Source organism: Frigoribacterium sp. AC394 (assembly GCF_979258095.1).
On the sequence record NZ_OZ409834.1, the window covers coordinates 2,949,216 to 2,965,131 of the forward strand.

The following is a 15,916-nucleotide window of genomic DNA, read 5'->3' on the forward strand; positions in this document are numbered from 1 at the left end:
CACCGACTCCGCGCCTCCTGGTAGACCTGTGGCATGACAGACAGCAAGCCCACCGTGGCCGAGGGATCCGAGTACGTCGTCTTCTTCGAGGGCGGCCCCAGCGACGGCGCCACCGACACGCGCATCAGCACCGACGGCGGCTACGACGACGAGATCACCGACTTCGTGCTGGTCGACGGCATGGAGACCGGCATCGTCTACACCGCCACCGAGGCGAAGATGGTCGGCGAGCAGCTGCAGGTGCACTACTCGCTCGACGTGAAGGACAGCGACCCGGTCGTCGACCCCGAGGACCGGAACGACGACCGCGACAACTGACGTCGGGCTCTCCGGCCACCGACAGCAGGTTCGCAGGAGGCGCGGGGGAACGTTCCCCGCGCCTCCTCGTTGTGCCCGGCATGATGCTCGAGCTGTACACGTCCGCCTTCTGCGGTCCCTGCCACGCGGCTCGCGCCGTCGTCGCGGAGGCCCGAGCCCTGGTGCCGGGTCTCTCGGTCGACGAGGCCGATGTGGCCCACCGGCCGGGCGACGCCGAGGCACGCGACGTGCGCAGCACCCCGACGATCGTCGTCACCCGCGACGACGGCGAGGTCGTGTTCCGGGCCGAGGGCGCGCCGACGCTCGACAAGCTGCTCGGGGCGCTCGCACTGGCGCTCTGAGAGCCCCGGGCATAGGCGGTCCATAGGGATCGCGCGGCTTCGCCATCGGCTCGTGCAAGCACGCCGACAGCCGGGTCGTCGAGCGTGGTCGCATGCCAGACGACATCCTCAGACCCCTGCCCGCCCCCGCCGATCCGCTGCGGCTCGACATCGTCGTGCCCGTCCACGACGAGGCCGACACGCTCGAGACCAGCATCGGCGACCTGCACGCCCACCTGACGCGACACGTCGCCGAACGCTGGCGAGTGACCATCGCCGACAACGCCAGCACCGACGGCACAGCGGAGCTCGCCGACCGACTCGTGGCCCGGCTGCCCGGCGTCACCGCCGTCCATCTCGCCGAGAAGGGGCGGGGCCGGGCCCTCAAGCAGGTCTGGTCGGAGTCGCCGGCCGAGGTGCTCGTCTACCTCGACGAGGACCTCTCCACCGACCTCTCGGCGCTCGGCCCCCTCGTGGCACCACTGCTGTCGGGGCACTCCGACCTCGCCATCGGCACCCGGCTCAGCCGCTCGTCGCGCGTCGTGCGGGGCGGCAGGCGCGAGTTCATCTCGCGCAGCTACAACTTCCTGCTGCGGCGCACGATGGGAGTCGGCTTCAGCGACGCGCAGTGCGGGTTCAAGGCGATCCGGCGCGAGGCCGCCGTGCAGCTGCTGCCGCTCGTCGAGGACACCGGGTGGTTCTTCGACACCGAGCTGCTGATCCTGGCCGAGCGGTCGGGCCTGCGGATCCACGAGGTGCCGGTCGACTGGATCGACGATCCCGACAGCTCGGTCGACATCGTGGCGACGGCGACGGCCGACCTCAAGGGCATGGTGCGCGTCGGTGCGGGCATCGCGCGGGGCACGATCCCCGTCCAGACCGTGTACGAGGCGATCGGGAGGCGCCCGTTCGAGTCCTCCGCGCCTCCTGCCTTCTTCTCGCAGGTCGTGCGGTTCGGTGCCGTGGGCGTGGCCTCGACGGCGGCCTACGCGCTGCTGTACCTCGTGGCTCAGCAGGCGATGCCCGCCCAGTCGGCGAACTTCGTCGCGCTGCTCGTCACGGCCGTGCTCAACACGGCGGCCAACCGTCGGTTCACCTTCGGGGTCCGAGGCGCGAGGGGCGTCGCCCGCCATCAGCTGCAGGGGCTCGGCGTCTTCGTGCTCTCGTGGCTGCTCACCTCGGGGTCTCTCGTGGTGCTGCACGCGGCGGCGCCGTCGGCCGACCCGCATGCCGAGCTCGTCGTCCTGACCGCGGCGAACCTCGTCGCGACCGTGCTGCGGTTCGTGCTGCTGCGGGTCTGGGTGTTCCGGTCGGAGGCGACGCACGTCACCCCGGGCCCGGCCGACGACCGGGTGCCCCGAGAGGCACCGGGCCCGGCGCCCGACCCGACCGCGCTGTCGGGCACGGTCACGGGCGACGACGACGTCACGGCGGTCGGCCGATGAGCGCCGGCACGACCTCGATGCCGGTCGACCGTCCTCTCGCCGACCGTCCTCTCGCCGACCGTCCGGAGGCCGCGCGTGCGGCCGGCCCGCGCCTCCGTGCCCTCGGTCGACGCCTCGTCCGCGGTCGAGAGGGCGCCGCGGCGTGGGAGCGCCCCGCCCTCATCGCGCTGCTCGTCGCGACCGCGGGCCTCTACCTGACCAACCTGTCGGCGAACGGGTGGGCGAACTCGTTCTACTCGGCCGCCGTGCAGGCGGGTTCGCAGAGCTGGGAGGCGTTCTTCTACGGATCGTCCGACGCGGCCAACTCGATCACCGTCGACAAGCCGCCGGCCAGCCTGTGGTTCATGGCGCTGTCCGTCCGCCTGTTCGGGTTGTCGTCGTTCAGCATCCTGCTGCCCGAGGTGCTGATGGGTGTGGCGACCGTCGGCCTCGTCTGGGCCACGGTGCGTCGGCACTTCTCCGCGACGGCCGCCTTCGTGGCGGGCGGTGTGCTCGCGCTGACGCCGGTGGCCGTGCTGATGTTCCGCTTCAACAACCCCGACGCGCTGCTCGTGCTGCTGCTGACCCTCGCGACGTACCTGACGCTCCGCGGTGTCGAGTCGGGGCGCATCCGCTGGGTGGTGTGGGCCGGCGTCGCCATCGGCTTCGGGTTCCTGACGAAGCAGCTGCAGGCGTTCGTCATCCTCCCCGTGCTGGCCGGCGTCTATCTGATCGTCGCGCCCGTCATCCTGCGGAAGCGGGTGCTGCATCTGCTGGCCGCGCTCGCCGCGGTCGTCGTGTCGGCCGGCTGGTGGGTCGCCGTCGTCGAGCTGGTGCCCGAGAGCATGCGGCCCTACGTCGGCGGTTCGCAGAACGATTCCTTCCTGGAGCTCACCTTCGGCTACAACGGCCTCGGGCGGCTGACCGGCGACGAGACCGGCAGCGTGACGGGAGGAGGCGGTGGTGCGGCCACCGGGGCGACCGGCATGTGGGGGGAGACCGGCATCACGAGACTCTTCACCGGTGAGTTCGGCGGTCAGATCACCTGGCTGCTGCCCGCCGCGCTGATCGTCGGACTCGTCGCCCTGGTGCTGCTCGGCTTCCGGCACCGGACGTCCGCACGGCGGGCGACCCTGCTGCTCTTCGGCGGCTGGATGGTGCTGACGGCGCTCGTCTTCAGCTTCATGTCGGGCATCTTCCACGCGTACTACACCGTCGCTCTGGCGCCGGCGATCGCCGTGACCCTCGGAGCCGGGGCGGACGTGCTGTGGCGACGTCGACACCGCCTCGTCGTCCGGATCGTCCTCGCCGTGACGGCCCTGCTGACCGGGGCCTGGGCGTGGGTGCTGCTGTCGCGGTCGGAGTCTTGGCAGCCCTGGATCAAGTTCGTCGTCGTGGGCCTCGCCCTCGTCGGAGCCGTGCTCGTCCTGCTGCCCCGTCGGGGGCGCGCGCTCACGGTGGCCACCCTCGCGGTGCTGCTCACCGGCTCGCTCCTCGCTCCGGCCGCCTACTCGGTCGAGACCGTGGCGACCGCGCACACCGGGTCGATCGTGACGGCCGGGCCGTCGGTGTCGGGAGGCATGGGCGGATTCGGCGGCGGTGGTGGTCGCGGTGGCGCGGGTGGTTTCGGCGGAGGCGGCACCGGTGGTGGTGCCGGCGGTCCGGGTGGGACTGCCGGCGGCACGCCCCCGCAGATGCCCGCGGGCGGTTTCGGAGCGACCTCGCCGGGGACGGCAGGAGGCGCGGGCACCGGTACCGGGACGGCACCCGCAGGCGGTGGTGCTGGTGGCGGCGGCGGGGGATCCCTGCTCGGTGCCGACACCGTCAGCGACGAACTGGCCGCTGTCGTCGGGGTGGACGCCGACGACTACACCTGGGTGGCGGCTGCCGTCGGCTCCAACGGCGCCGCGGGGTATCAGCTGGCGACGGGTGATCCCGTCATGGCGATCGGCGGGTTCAACGGCAGCGATCCGTCGCCGACGCTCGAGGAGTTCGAGCAGTACGTCGCTGATGGTGAGATCCATTACTTCGTCGGAGGGTCGATCGGCGCATCGAACGGCGGCAGCTCGGAGTCGAGCGACATCGCGGCCTGGGTCGAGGCGAACTTCACACCCACCGAGGTCGACGGGGTCACGCTCTACGACCTGACCGACCCCGTCGGCTGACCCGCCGTTCCACCGCATGACACGAACCGGACACCGCGCGCTGGCGCGGTGTCCGGTTCACCACGCGGTGCCCGACGGAGCCGGGACGGACGAGGAGGCGCGGTATCGTTGATCGTCCGCCCCCGTAGCTCAGCGGATAGAGCAGGAGCCTTCTAATCTCTTGGTCGCAGGTTCGATTCCTGCCGGGGGCACCACCACGCAGATCTCGCGGTGCTTCTCATCTCTTGGTCGCAGGTTCGATTCCTGCCGGGGGCACCAGGACGCAGATCTCGCGGTGCTTCTCATCTCTTGGTCGCAGGTTCGATTCCTGCCGGGGGCACCACCACGCGGCGATGACTCCTGCCAGACGGATCAGGCGAAGCGGAAGCAGTCGGTGGCGTCCGCGCGACTCCAGAACTCGCCGATCTCGACGAACCGTCGCTGACGGGCGATGAACCGCTTGGCCCGGTACTTCTCGCCCTGCGGGTCGGCGAACCGCTCGACGTACCCGAGCACCTCCCCGCCCGGTCGGGTGACCCGTGCCAGATCGTCACGGACCTGCACGAGTCGCAGACCCCCTCGGGTCTCGTCGAGCTGGAGTCGGGGTTCGTCGTGCGTGTGCGTGCTCGCCGAGGCGAGCGGGGTGTGCGGGGCGGGGAAGGCGGTGGTGGTCATGAGGTGCTCCTGAGGTCATCCGGCCGATGCTGTCGAGAACACCTCCGACGCTACGGTCGACCACCGACATTCCCGCGGGCGACCGCCCCCGATGGCGCGACCGCGACCGCGGCCCCCACCGCAACCTCGGCCCCCGCCCCTCAGACCGCCGCAGCCGCGCCCCGCCCGGTCAGCGCCCCGTGCCGTCGACCGCGAGCGGCTCGATCGCCGCCAGCTCGTCGTCCGTCAGCGCCGCGCCGTCCAGGGCGTCGAGGCTGTCGTCGAGCTGCGCGACGGACGACGCGCCGATGAGCGCGCTCGTGACCGCAGGCTGCCGCAGCACCCAGGTGAGGGCGAGCTGAGCGAGCGACTGGCCCCGCGCCTCCGCGATGCCGTTCAGTCCTCTGACCCGCTCGAGGTAGGTCTCGCTGAGGGCCTCCTCGGTGAACCAGCGGCCCTCGGCCATCCGGGAGCCCGCGGGCGCCTCGCCCGAGAGGTAGCGCCCGGTGAGCAGTCCGCCGGCGAGGGGCGAGAAGACGATCGATCCGACCCCGCGCTCGAGGAGGGTGTCGAAGAGGCCGTTCTCGGGCTTGCGGTCGAACATGTTGTAGCGCGGCTGGTGGATGAGCAGCGGCACCCCCTCGGCGGCGAGCGCGTCCGCCGCGGCGACCGTCTGCTCGGGCGAGTAGTTCGAGATGCCGGCGTAGAGCGCCTTGCCCTGGCGGACGGCCGTGGCGAGGGCGCCCATCGTCTCCTCGATCGGGGTCTCGGGATCGGGCCGGTGCGAGTAGAAGACGTCGACGTAGTCGAGACCCAGGCGACCGAGGCTCGCGTCGAGCGACGAGAGCAGGTACTTGCGCGAACCGCCGTCGCCGTACGGACCCGGCCACATGTCGTAGCCGGCCTTCGACGACACGACGAGCTCGTCGCGGTACGGGCGCAGGTTCGCGGCGATGATGCGACCGAACTGCTCTTCGGCCGAACCGTAGGGAGGGCCGTAGTTGTTAGCGAGGTCGAAGTGGGTGACGCCGCGGTCGAACGCGCGGAGGACGATGTCGCGCTGGGTCTCGAGGGCGCGATCGGTGCCGAAGTTGTTCCAGAGACCGAGCGAGATGCGCGGCAGTCGGAGGCCGCTCCGGCCGGTGCGGACGTAGTCGAGCTTCGAGTACCGTGCGTCGTCGGCGACGTAGGGGGTGAAGGGTGATCTCATGGCAACACCCTAGGGCGCGGCGGTGCTGGCGCCCCGGTCTTCTCGGTGGGCGGGGGAGTACATTGCGGGCGAGGGCGACCCGTGGGTCAGCTGACCCCGTGTCGTCACCGTTCTCCGTCGCCTCGCTGCCGCGGGCGACGACCTACAGAGAGGTGCTCGACGATGAGCGACCAGACGACGACGAGACAGACCTGGGTGGCCGTCGGCCCCTCCGGGACGGTCGGCTCCATCCATCGCACGGACGAGGGCTTCGCGGTCCGAATGCCCTCGCGCGACGCCGACGGCGCGGTGTTCCCCACTCTTGCCGTGGCGAAGAGCGCGCTGTTCGCGGCGCTCGGACCCGGCGCCGACTACCCGGAGTTCCGCGAGCACTGACGCCGGCCGCAGATAGCGGCCGCTGGCACCGGGCGCGGTCATGATCCCTCCCCGGTCGACCCGTCGCCGTCGCCGTCCACAGGGAGGCGCGGTGCGGGTCGATCCGCGGCCCCGCGGTCACGAGACTCGCCCCATGACCGACATCATCACCCTCACAGGGACCATCGCCACCGATCCGCGCACCGTCACGACCGAGGCCGGCCTCGACATCGCCAGCTTCCGCCTCGCGAGCACCATCCGTCGCTATGACCGCTCCACCGACACCTGGTCCGACGGCGAGACGAACTGGTACACCGTCACCGCCTTCAGGGCCATCGCCGGCAACGTCGCGGCCAGCGTCAAGAAGGGCGATCGCGTGCTCGTCACGGGCCGCCTCCGAGTGCGCCCCTGGCAGAACGGCGACCGATCGGGCACCACCGTCGAGATCGACGCCGACGCGATGGGACACGACCTCCGCTGGGGTCGATCGACCTTCACCCGGTCGTCGGCCGCCGTCGTCGCGCCGTCGTCGAACGACGCACCCGAGCGGGTCGAGCAGCCCGAGCAGGCGGACGACACGGACGGCGTGGACGCCGAGGAGGCGCGGCGCGGGTCTCCCACGACGCCCGCCGCCGACGGATGGTCGGTCGCGCCCCTCGGCGCCGACGAGTCGGGTGCCTCGTCGCCCGGTGCCGACGGGCCGGGCGTGCGCGACCTCGAGAGCATCGACACGCCCTTCTGATCGACCCGTAGAATCGGCAGCGGCTCCGCCCGGGCCGCATGATCGTCCGCGAAGAGGAAGGCCCGCCGTGCCCCGCTCGCGTCTCGCGCCGTCCGCCGTGGTGCTGCTGGTCCTGGCCCTCGGGGCGGCGGGCTGCACCTCGAGCCCCGACCCGGTCGCGACCGACCCCGTGCCGAGCGCATCCGCGTCGGCGGCGGCCACCTCCCTCGCGGCGGACGCCCCGATCGACGAGGCCCGCGCCTTCTTCGACCGGGTCAACAGCTCGTACCTCGACGGCGGGGGAGCGACCGACGGTCGGTCGCTCGTCGACAACCTCGTCGCGGCCGGGTTCGACAAGGCCGACATGCAGGTCACGAGCGACACGACGTCGATCGGTCGAGAGGCCGACTCGATCCAGTTCTCCGTGCTGCGCGGCGAAGACTGCCTCGTCGGTCAGGCGGGGTCGACCGGCTACTCCAGCCAGGTCGCCCCGGTGCTCGGCACGGGCGACTGCCTGATCGGCACGACGCGGACCATCGACTGGTGACCCGGGCGCCATGGGCGCCCTCCTCTTCGTTCTCACCCACCGGGGCGCATCGCCCTGCCCGATAGACTGGACCCCATGGCCGAATACATTTACTCGATGGTGCGCGCCCGCAAGGCGGTCGGCGACAAGCTGATCCTCGACGACGTCACGATGTCGTTCATCCCAGGCGCCAAGATCGGTGTCGTGGGGCCCAACGGCGCCGGCAAGTCGACGATCCTGAAGATCATGGCGGGGCTCGACACCCCCAGCAACGGCGAGGCGAAGCTCAGCCCCGGCTACACCGTCGGCATCCTCATGCAAGAGCCAGAGCTCGACGAGACCAAGACCGTGCTCGAGAACGTCCAGGAGGGCGTCGGTCCGATCAAGCAGAAGCTCGACCGCTTCAACGAGGTGTCGGCAGCCATGGCCGAGCCCGACGCCGACTTCGATGCGCTGCTCGCCGAGATGGGCACCCTCCAAGAGGACATCGACGCCGCCGACGCCTGGGATCTCGACTCGCAGCTCGAGCAGGCGATGTCCGCCCTCCGCACGCCCCCGGGCGACGCGGAGGTCGCCAACCTCTCCGGTGGTGAGAAGCGCCGCGTCGCGTTGTGCAAGCTGCTGCTGCAGAAGCCCGACCTCCTCCTGCTCGACGAGCCCACCAACCACCTCGACGCCGAGAGCGTGCTCTGGCTCGAGCAGCACCTCAGCAAGTACCCCGGCGCCGTGCTCGCCGTGACCCACGACCGGTACTTCCTCGACCACGTCGCCGAGTGGATCGCCGAGGTCGACCGCGGTCGTCTCTACCCCTACGAGGGCAACTACTCGACCTACCTCGAGAAGAAGGGCGAGCGCCTGCAGGTGCAGGGCAAGAAAGACGCCAAGCTGGCGAAGCGCCTCGCCTCCGAGCTCGAGTGGGTCCGCAGCAACGCCAAGGGCCGCCAGGCGAAGTCCAAGGCGCGTCTGGCCCGCTACGAAGAGATGGCGAACGAGGCCGAGCGCACACGCACCCTCGACTTCGAGGAGATCGTGATCCCCGTCGGGCCGCGACTCGGCTCGCAGGTCATCGACGCGCACAAGCTGCACAAGTCCTTCGGCGACCGCGTCCTGATCGACGATCTCTCGTTCACGCTGCCCCGCAACGGCATCGTCGGCGTCATCGGCCCGAACGGCGTCGGCAAGACGACCCTGTTCAAGACGGTCGTCGGTCTCGAGCCGCTCGACGGCGGCGAGCTCAAGGTCGGCGAGACGGTCGACATCTCGTACGTCGACCAGAGCCGCGGCGGCATCGACCCGAACAAGAACCTGTGGGAGGTCGTCTCCGAGGGGCACGACTACATCCAGGTCGGCAAGACCGAGATCCCGTCGCGGGCTTACGTCTCGCAGTTCGGATTCAAGGGCCCCGATCAGCAGAAGAAGGCCGGTGTGCTCTCCGGTGGTGAGCGCAACCGCCTCAACCTGGCGCTCACCCTCAAGCAGGGCGGCAACCTCCTGCTGCTCGACGAGCCCACGAACGACCTGGACGTCGAGACCCTCGGCAGCCTCGAGAACGCTCTGCTCGAGTTCCCCGGCTGCGCCGTGGTCATCACCCACGACCGGTGGTTCCTCGACCGCATCGCGACGCACATCCTCTCGTGGGAGGGGCTGAACGACGACGGCACGCCGAAGTGGTACTGGTTCGAGGGCAACTTCGAGGCGTACGAAGAGAACAAGATCGAACGTCTCGGTGCCGACGCCGCCAAGCCCAGCTCGGCGACGTACCGCAAGCTGACCCGCGACTGAGATGACCCGCCTGCACGTTCCGACCCGGGTCCGCTGGAGCGACCTCGACGGGTACCGGCACGTGAACAACGCGTCGATGCTGCGCCTCCTCGAAGAGGCGCGCATCGACGCGTTCTGGTCCACCGACGGCGAGGTCGACCAGACATCGGGTGCGGCGGTGCTCGACGGCAGCCCCGGTGCCGACACGATGACCCTCATCGCGCGTCAGGAGCTCGAGTACCTGCTGCCCATCCCGTACCTCAGGGCGCCGCTCGACATCCAGGTCTGGGTCGGACGGCTCGGCGGCGCCAGCCTCGAGGTCTGCTACGAGGTGTGGTCACCCCTCGGCGTCGAACCGCCGCAGCTCTTCACCAAGGCGGCGACGACCATCGTGCTCGTCGACACGCCGACGAACACGCCGCGACGCATCTCGGCCCGCGAACGCGCCGCATGGGAGCCCTTCGTCGAGCCTCCGCTGACCTTCCGTCGTCGCTGAGTCGCGCCTCACCGAACCCACGTCCGAGTACGGCGGGCGGCCCCGAGCGACCCCGCCCGGCCTCGTACCGCCGTCAGGCCCGGGGGACGCGGATCATGCCCTCCTGCGCGACGCTGGCGAGCAGTCGACCCGAACCGTCGTAGATGCGACCGAGCGCGAGCCCGCGCCCGCCGGTGGCGTTCGGGCTCTCCTGGACGTAGAGCATCCACTCGTCGGCACGGCCCGGGCGGTGCCACCACATCGCGTGGTCGAGGCTCGCGGCCTTGAGGCCGGGGGTGATCATCGGCACGCCGTGCCGACGGTAGATCGTCTCGAGCAGCGTGTAGTCGCTGGCGTAGAGCAGGGCGGCGCGGTGCAGGTCGAGGTCGTCGGGCAACGGCGACGTCGCCTTCATCCACACGGCCTGGTGCGCCACCCGGGCGCCGTCGATCGTGAAGTAGACGGGCGAGGGCACGTGCCTCATGTCGAACGGGCGGGCGGCCCAGGCGCGGGCCACGGGGTGGTCGACGGCCGACAGCAGCTCGGAGTCGCTCGGCACGTCGTCGGGCCCCGGGAGGTCCGTCGGCATCTCGACCTGGTGGTCGAGGCCGTCGTCGAGGGTCTGGAACGAGGCGATCATCGACAGGATGGGCACGCCGTCCTGTGACGCCTGAGTCCGTCGGGTGGCGAACGACCGCCCGTCGTGGATCCGGTCGACCGTGAACGTGATGGGGATGCTGAGATCGCCGGGGCGGAGGAAGTACGCGTGCAGCGAGTGCACCGCGCGCTCGCCGCCGATCGTCCGCTGAGCGGCGACCAGCGACTGGGCCATCACCTGACCGCCGAAGACGCGCCCCAGGGGTTCCCACTGAGAGGTGCCGGTGAAGACGTCTTGGCCGCCGACGTTGCCCGCGGGGGCCAGGTCGAGGGTGGCGAGCAGGCTCTGCAGCGGATCGTCGGTCATCCGATGTAGTTTAGGGGGCCGATGAGCACGACATTCACCCTCCCCGACTCCCTTTCCCTCAGCGACCTCGCGACCTATCTGGGGCGGGCGGGCCGGGTCGAAGACGGCTCCGTTCGTCTCATCGCCGGCTCCGGCGTGCTCGCGGTCTACACGGCCGTCTTCTACCCCCTCGGGCTGCTCGACGAGAGCCCCACGGTGCTCGGTCTCCGCACCTACCAGCTCGACGATTCGCCCGTCTTCGACGCCGTGGTGCCCGTCCGGTCGATGAAGGAGCGGCTGGTCAGGCTGCAGAACGACGTCGTCGACCCCACGGCGCCGGTCACGGTGTCGCTTCCGGTCGAGGTCAACACGGTCACCTGGGCCGCGATCTCCCCGCCGCGCGGCGGCTGGTCACCGCTGCCGGGCGCCGACGAGGGCGTCCTGCGGGCGACGGCGACCTCGGGCATCGACGAGATCGCGGCGGCGCTGCCCGAGAACGCCGGCGAGCAGATCGTGCACCGCGTGCGCTCCGAGGTCTGGTCGCGCTCCGTCCCGGGTCTCGAGCATGTGCCCGCCGGGGCCGCCTTCGCCGGTCTGAGTCTCGGGTTCCTGGTCGAGGGCGACGAGGTCGCGCTCTTCGAGACCGGCCCGTGGACGCGGCTGACGACCAGTCGGGGCCACGTGCTCGTCAAGCGCCGCGCCTCCTTGCTCGGCGGCTGACGCGACGGCGAGCCGACCTGCACGCAGCGGTCGCGATCCGGACGGTCGCCGAGGAGGCGCGGGTCGCCCGGGCGGGCACCCGCCGGTCAGGCGGACGGCGCGTTCACCATCGCGTGGGCGGCGCGTTCGAGGTAGGCCCAGAGGGTGGCGTCGTCGAGCGGCGACAGCGACAGCTCGTCGACGGCCGTGCGCATGTGCAGCAGCCAGCGGTCGCGCGCTTCGGGTGTCACGGTGAAGGGCGCGTGGCGCATGCGCAGGCGAGGGTGCCCGCGCTCCTGGCTGTAGGTCGTCGGTCCGCCCCAGTACTGCTCGAGGAACCCGGTCAGTCGCTGGATCGCCCCCTCGAGGTCGGCTTCGGGGTACATCGGCCAGAGCACGTCGTCGTGCCGGACCCCTTCGTAGAAGCGCCGCACGAGTCGCTCGAAGGTCGGCCGACCGCCGATCTGCTGCCAGAAGTTGCCCTGGGCGGCGTCCTGTCCGAGACCGGCGCGGAGGGTGACGGGCTGCCCCGCGCCTCCTGCGCTCGGGGGGCCGACGGGAAGACCAGGGCCGCCGCCGAGACCGGACGACGGGGGAGTCGGGGGCAGATCGGTCACTTGCGCTTGCCCTTCGGGATGTGCGGCGTCGGGGAGGTGCGGGGCGGGCGTGCGCCCTGGACGGAGGAGGCGCTGTCGAAGCCCGTCAGGACGACGCTGGTCAGCGACGGCAGCACGATGTCGAGCGCATCGGTGGTCTTCTTCAGCCGGGAGCGCAGCTCGCGGTCGACGGTGTCGCGATCGGACGACCTCGTCTTCACGACGATGCGGATGACGACGTGCTCTTCGGCGATCGACTGGATGCCCCAGACCTCGGGCGTCTCGAGGATCGCGCGCTTCCAGCGGGGGACGGCGGCGAGCTCGGTCGCGGTCGCGAGCATGGCGTCCTGCACCTGGTCGACGTCGGCGGAGTAGGGCACGGCGAGGTCGATGACGACGCGGGTCCAGCCCTGAGACATGTTGCCGACCCGGAGGATCTCGCCGTTGCGGACGAACCAGAGGACGCCGTTGACGTCTCGGATCTGCGTCACACGGATGCCGACGGCCTCGACGACCCCGGCGGCCGGCCCGACGTCGACCACGTCGCCGACCCCGAGCTGGTCTTCGGCGACCATGAAGACGCCGTTCAGCAGGTCTTTGACGATGTTCTGGGCGCCGAAGGCGAGACCCGCGCCGACGACGCTGGCCGCCCCGACGATGGCGACGATGTCGAAGTTGAGCTCGCCGAGCACGAGCACGAGGGCGATGCCGGCGATCAGCACGGTCACGACGTTGTTGAGCACGCTGCCGAGGGTGCGCGTGCGCTGCACGACGCGGACGGCCTGAAGCGGCGAGGCCATCAGCGCCTGCGTGTCGTCGACGTTCTGCTTGCGCTTGATGCCGTTGACGACCTGATCGACGATCCGACGGATGGTGAAGTGCAGCGCCACCCGGAGGAGCACCGCGACGATGATGATGCCCGCGATGCGGATGGGGACGCCCCACATCTGCCAGAAGGCCTCCCAGTCGAAGTCGACGGGGGCGGCGGGATCGGTGCCGGCGGCGAGGAGGAGGAGAGTCATCGTCGACAAGTGAAGCACGGGACGACGGGTCTCTGCGGTGAGGCCGCTGAACGCCGAAGCGGCAGACCCTGTGAGAGGGTCTGCCGCTTCGGATGCGGGGCGGTGCCGGCCGGTCGGCCGGTCGGCCGTCCGGCTAGCGCTCGTCCGCCGCCTGGGCGCGCAGGGCGCGCTCGACGCCCGAGACGCTCTCGCTGACGATGCGGCGGAGGGCCGGCACGTCGGGGTTGGCCTCGAGCCACGCGTACGACGCGTCGACGAGGGCCTGGTCGGCGAGGCCGGCCGGGTACAACCCCGAGACGAGCGTGTCGGCGATGTGGTAGCTGCGCGACTCCCAGATGCCCGTGAGCGACGAGAAGTACCGGTCGACGAGCGGCTGCAGGATCGCCGGGTCGTTCGCGTGCTGGAACCCGAGCGTCGTGGCCCGCACGATGGCGTTGGGCTGGTCGGCGCTGTCGACGATCGAGGCGAAGGCGGCCTCCTTGCCCGCGGTCGTCGGGAGGGTCGCTCGCGCACGGGCGGCGGCCTGCGCGCCGTTGGCCGTGTTGTCGGCGGCCAGGGCCTCGTCGATCTCGGCCTCGCCGGCGCCGCCGACGAGCACGAGGCCCTCGAGCAGCTGCCAGCGGAGGTCGGTGTCGACGGTGAGGCCCTCGAGGGCGACCGATCCGTCGATCAGACCGGCCAGCGCCTCCTTGTGGGCCTCGGTCGACGCGATCGCCGCGAAGAACGTGACGAACTGGAACTGGGCGTCCGACCCGGCCTCGGTGGCCTGCGCCAGGGCCCAGAGGCCGTCGCCGACCTCCGTTACCGTGGAGGCGCGACGCGCGGGGGCGACGTAGCTGCGGGCCGTCTGCAGCAGCTGCGAGAGCGTCGTGCGGATGGTCGTCGACTCGGTCTCGGTCGCGATGTTGTCGAGCACGAGGCGGACGTAGTCGGAGGGCGAGGTCTCGGCGTCGCGGGTGGCGTCCCAGACGGAGCCCCAGACGAGGGCGCGCGCCAGCGGGTCGGCGATCTCCGAGAGGTGCGCCAGCGCCGTCTCGAGCGAGGTCTCGTCGAGACGGATCTTCGCGTAGGCGAGGTCGTCGTCGTTGATGAGCACGAGGTCGCCGCGCGTCAGGCCGACGAGCTCGGGCACCTCGGTGCGGGTGCCGTCCACGTCGATCTCGACACGGTCGGTGCGGACCAGCGAGCCGCCCTGCAGGGCGTAGAGGCCGATCGCGAGACGGTGCGGGCGGATCGTCGGGTAGTCGGCCGCCGCCTCCTGCAGCACGGCGAACGAGGTGATGACGCCGTCGGCGTCGACCTCGAGCTCGGGGCGGAGGGTGTTGACGCCCGCCGTCTCGAGCCACAGCTCCGACCAGCTGGTCAGCTCGCGACCCGAGGTGGCCTCGAGCTCGACGAGGAGGTCGCTGAGCTCGGTGTTCGAGTGGTGGTGCTTCTGGAAGTACGCGGCGACGCCGGCGTAGAACGCGTCGATGCCGACCCAGGCGACCAGCTGCTTCAGAACCGAGCCGCCCTTGGCGTACGTGATGCCGTCGAAGTTGACCTGGACGTCCTCGAGGTCGTTGATCGTGGCGACGACGGGGTGGGTCGAGGGCAGCTGATCCTGACGGTAGGCCCAGCTCTTCTCCATCGCCTGGAAGGTCGTCCAGGCCTCGGTCCACTCGGTGGCCTCGGCCGTCGAGATGGTCGACGCCCATTCGGCGAACGACTCGTTCAGCCAGAGGTCGTTCCACCACTTCATGGTGACGAGGTCGCCGAACCACATGTGGGCGAGCTCGTGCAGGATCGTGACGACGCGGCGCTCCTTGATGGCGTCGGTCACCTTGCTGCGGAACACGTACGTCTCGACGAAGGTCACGGCGCCCGCGTTCTCCATCGCGCCGGCGTTGAACTCGGGCACGAAGAGCTGGTCGTACTTCTCGAACGGGTACGCGTACTGGAACTTCTCCTCGTAGTACGCGAAGCCCTGGCGGGTCTTCTCGAAGATGTAGTCGGCGTCGAGGAACTCGGTGAGCGAGCGACGCGTGAAGATGCCGAGGGGGATGGTGCGGCCGTCGGCGCTCGTGAGGTCGCTGCGGACGACGTCGTAGGGGCCCGCGATGATCGCGGTGATGTAGCTCGAGAGCACGGGCGTGGGCGCGAAGGTCCAGGTGCCGGTCTCGCCGTCGACGACGGGCTCGGGGGTCGTCTGGTTGCTGACGACCTGCCAGCGGGCGGGCGCCGTGACGGTGAACTGGAACGTCGCCTTGAGGTCGGGCTGCTCGAACACGGCGAAGACCCGGCGGCTGTCGGGCACCTCGAACTGCGAGTAGAGGTAGACCTCGCCGTCGACGGGGTCGACGAAGCGGTGCAGACCCTCGCCTGTGTTGGTGTACTCGGCGTCGGCGACGACCTCGAGCACGTTCTCGGCCGCGAGGCCGTCGAGCTGGATGCGCACGCCGTCCGAGACGGCCGCGGCGTCGAGCGCCGTGCCGTTCAGCACCACCGAGTGGACGGTGCGGGTGAGGGCGTCGATGAAGGTCGAGGCGCCCGGGGTCGCGGTGAAGCGCACGGTGGTCGTGCTGCCGAACACCTCGTCGCCGCGGGTCAGGTCGAGGTCGATCTCGTACGACTGCACGTCGACGATGCTCTTGCGCTCCTGCGCTTCGACGCGGGTGAGGTTCTCTCCGGGCACGCTGGCTCCATCCGTATAGGTAGTGAGGGGACTCGTGGTCCGCTGAAAGCCTAGACCGGCCGTCGTGGCGCGGGG

At 70.7% G+C, this 15,916-nt stretch carries 16 protein-coding genes and 1 tRNA gene; 11 read left to right on the forward strand and 6 right to left on the reverse strand.

Annotation, left to right across the window (positions count from 1 at the left end):
* The first annotated feature begins 33 nt into the window (after positions 1–33).
* The 5 genes from ACZZY9_RS13745 (at position 34) to ACZZY9_RS13765 (ending at position 4,421) form a co-directional block, all read left to right on the forward strand.
* The gene (locus tag ACZZY9_RS13745; RefSeq protein ID WP_243214208.1) at positions 34–318 is read left to right on the forward strand and encodes an oligoribonuclease; all 285 of its coding nucleotides are present in this window, start codon (positions 34–36) and stop codon (positions 316–318) included.
* An 80-nt stretch (positions 319–398) separates the two neighbouring features.
* Entirely contained in the window at positions 399–659 is a 261-nt protein-coding gene (locus tag ACZZY9_RS13750; RefSeq protein ID WP_192059919.1) for a thioredoxin domain-containing protein, read from the forward strand.
* 92 nt (positions 660–751) lie between these two features.
* A complete protein-coding gene (locus ACZZY9_RS13755; RefSeq protein WP_463464503.1) occupies positions 752–2,083 on the forward strand; it encodes a bifunctional glycosyltransferase family 2/GtrA family protein in 1,332 nt (443 codons plus the stop codon).
* Positions 2,080–4,227, forward strand: coding sequence for an ArnT family glycosyltransferase (locus tag ACZZY9_RS13760; RefSeq protein WP_463464504.1), 2,148 nt, complete (start codon positions 2,080–2,082; stop codon positions 4,225–4,227). The genes ACZZY9_RS13755 and ACZZY9_RS13760 overlap by 4 nt, the downstream gene beginning before the upstream one ends.
* A 118-nt stretch (positions 4,228–4,345) precedes the next feature.
* Positions 4,346–4,421, forward strand: a tRNA-Arg gene (locus ACZZY9_RS13765).
* 157 nt (positions 4,422–4,578) lie between these two features.
* Here ACZZY9_RS13765 and ACZZY9_RS13770 read toward each other — a convergent pair.
* On the reverse strand, positions 4,579–4,881 hold the full coding sequence (locus ACZZY9_RS13770; RefSeq protein ID WP_243214205.1) for a hypothetical protein: 303 nt from the start codon (positions 4,879–4,881) through the stop codon (positions 4,579–4,581).
* 169 nt (positions 4,882–5,050) lie between these two features.
* On the reverse strand, positions 5,051–6,070 hold the full coding sequence (locus ACZZY9_RS13775; protein WP_463464505.1) for an aldo/keto reductase: 1,020 nt from the start codon (positions 6,068–6,070) through the stop codon (positions 5,051–5,053).
* Positions 6,071–6,232: 162 nt separating this feature from the next.
* On the opposite strand from ACZZY9_RS13775, the gene ACZZY9_RS13780 reads away from it, so the two are divergent.
* The 5 genes from ACZZY9_RS13780 (at position 6,233) to ACZZY9_RS13800 (ending at position 9,928) form a co-directional block, all read left to right on the forward strand.
* Positions 6,233–6,445 (forward strand): methyltransferase, encoded by a 213-nt coding sequence (locus ACZZY9_RS13780; RefSeq protein WP_463464506.1) that lies wholly within the window; start codon positions 6,233–6,235, stop codon positions 6,443–6,445.
* A gap of 133 nt (positions 6,446–6,578) precedes the next feature.
* Positions 6,579–7,166, forward strand: coding sequence for a single-stranded DNA-binding protein (gene ssb, locus ACZZY9_RS13785; RefSeq protein ID WP_463464507.1), 588 nt, complete (start codon positions 6,579–6,581; stop codon positions 7,164–7,166).
* Positions 7,167–7,233: 67 nt separating this feature from the next.
* Positions 7,234–7,692, forward strand: a complete 459-nt coding sequence (locus ACZZY9_RS13790) for a DUF6993 domain-containing protein (RefSeq protein WP_463464508.1) — start codon at positions 7,234–7,236, stop codon at positions 7,690–7,692.
* A gap of 75 nt (positions 7,693–7,767) precedes the next feature.
* Positions 7,768–9,453, forward strand: a complete 1,686-nt coding sequence (gene ettA, locus ACZZY9_RS13795) for an energy-dependent translational throttle protein EttA (protein WP_192059933.1) — start codon at positions 7,768–7,770, stop codon at positions 9,451–9,453.
* Between the two features lies 1 nt (position 9,454).
* A complete protein-coding gene (locus ACZZY9_RS13800) occupies positions 9,455–9,928 on the forward strand; it encodes an acyl-CoA thioesterase (protein ID WP_463464509.1) in 474 nt (157 codons plus the stop codon).
* 73 nt (positions 9,929–10,001) lie between these two features.
* Here ACZZY9_RS13800 and ACZZY9_RS13805 read toward each other — a convergent pair whose 3' ends face one another.
* Complete coding sequence (locus ACZZY9_RS13805) at positions 10,002–10,871, reverse strand: acyl-CoA thioesterase (RefSeq protein ID WP_192059936.1); 870 nt, start codon at positions 10,869–10,871, stop codon at positions 10,002–10,004.
* A 21-nt stretch (positions 10,872–10,892) separates the two neighbouring features.
* Between ACZZY9_RS13805 and ACZZY9_RS13810 the strand changes: the two genes are divergently transcribed.
* Positions 10,893–11,570: a hypothetical protein gene (locus ACZZY9_RS13810; protein ID WP_243214200.1), complete on the forward strand. Its 678-nt coding sequence runs from the start codon at positions 10,893–10,895 to the stop codon at positions 11,568–11,570.
* A gap of 86 nt (positions 11,571–11,656) precedes the next feature.
* Here the strand turns inward: ACZZY9_RS13810 and ACZZY9_RS13815 are convergent, their stop codons facing one another.
* From ACZZY9_RS13815 to pepN, 3 genes are all read right to left on the reverse strand, one after another.
* Positions 11,657–12,013, reverse strand: coding sequence for a globin (locus ACZZY9_RS13815; RefSeq protein ID WP_243214216.1), 357 nt, complete (start codon positions 12,011–12,013; stop codon positions 11,657–11,659).
* Between the two features lie 149 nt (positions 12,014–12,162).
* Positions 12,163–13,167 carry a mechanosensitive ion channel family protein gene (locus tag ACZZY9_RS13820; protein ID WP_463464510.1) on the reverse strand — a complete coding sequence of 335 codons (1,005 nt, stop codon included), beginning with the start codon at positions 13,165–13,167 and terminating at the stop codon, positions 12,163–12,165.
* Between the two features lie 133 nt (positions 13,168–13,300).
* Positions 13,301–15,841, reverse strand: a complete 2,541-nt coding sequence (gene pepN / locus ACZZY9_RS13825) for an aminopeptidase N (RefSeq protein WP_463464511.1) — start codon at positions 15,839–15,841, stop codon at positions 13,301–13,303.
* Positions 15,842–15,916: the final 75 nt, after the last annotated feature.

Coding starts and splice junctions, on each gene's coding strand:
- ACZZY9_RS13780 (WP_463464506.1), top strand. CDS start 6,233: ATGAGCGACCAGACGACGACGAGACAGACCTGGGTGGCCGTCGGCCCC.
- ACZZY9_RS13760 (WP_463464504.1), top strand. CDS start 2,080: ATGAGCGCCGGCACGACCTCGATGCCGGTCGACCGTCCTCTCGCCGAC.
- ACZZY9_RS13810 (WP_243214200.1), top strand. CDS start 10,893: ATGAGCACGACATTCACCCTCCCCGACTCCCTTTCCCTCAGCGACCTC.
- ssb (WP_463464507.1), top strand. CDS start 6,579: ATGACCGACATCATCACCCTCACAGGGACCATCGCCACCGATCCGCGC.
- ACZZY9_RS13750 (WP_192059919.1), top strand. CDS start 399: ATGATGCTCGAGCTGTACACGTCCGCCTTCTGCGGTCCCTGCCACGCG.
- ACZZY9_RS13805 (WP_192059936.1), bottom strand. CDS start 10,871: ATGACCGACGATCCGCTGCAGAGCCTGCTCGCCACCCTCGACCTGGCC.
- ACZZY9_RS13800 (WP_463464509.1), top strand. CDS start 9,455: ATGACCCGCCTGCACGTTCCGACCCGGGTCCGCTGGAGCGACCTCGAC.
- ACZZY9_RS13820 (WP_463464510.1), bottom strand. CDS start 13,167: ATGACTCTCCTCCTCCTCGCCGCCGGCACCGATCCCGCCGCCCCCGTC.
- ACZZY9_RS13745 (WP_243214208.1), top strand. CDS start 34: ATGACAGACAGCAAGCCCACCGTGGCCGAGGGATCCGAGTACGTCGTC.
- ACZZY9_RS13770 (WP_243214205.1), bottom strand. CDS start 4,881: ATGACCACCACCGCCTTCCCCGCCCCGCACACCCCGCTCGCCTCGGCG.
- ACZZY9_RS13775 (WP_463464505.1), bottom strand. CDS start 6,070: ATGAGATCACCCTTCACCCCCTACGTCGCCGACGACGCACGGTACTCG.
- ACZZY9_RS13755 (WP_463464503.1), top strand. CDS start 752: ATGCCAGACGACATCCTCAGACCCCTGCCCGCCCCCGCCGATCCGCTG.
- ettA (WP_192059933.1), top strand. CDS start 7,768: ATGGCCGAATACATTTACTCGATGGTGCGCGCCCGCAAGGCGGTCGGC.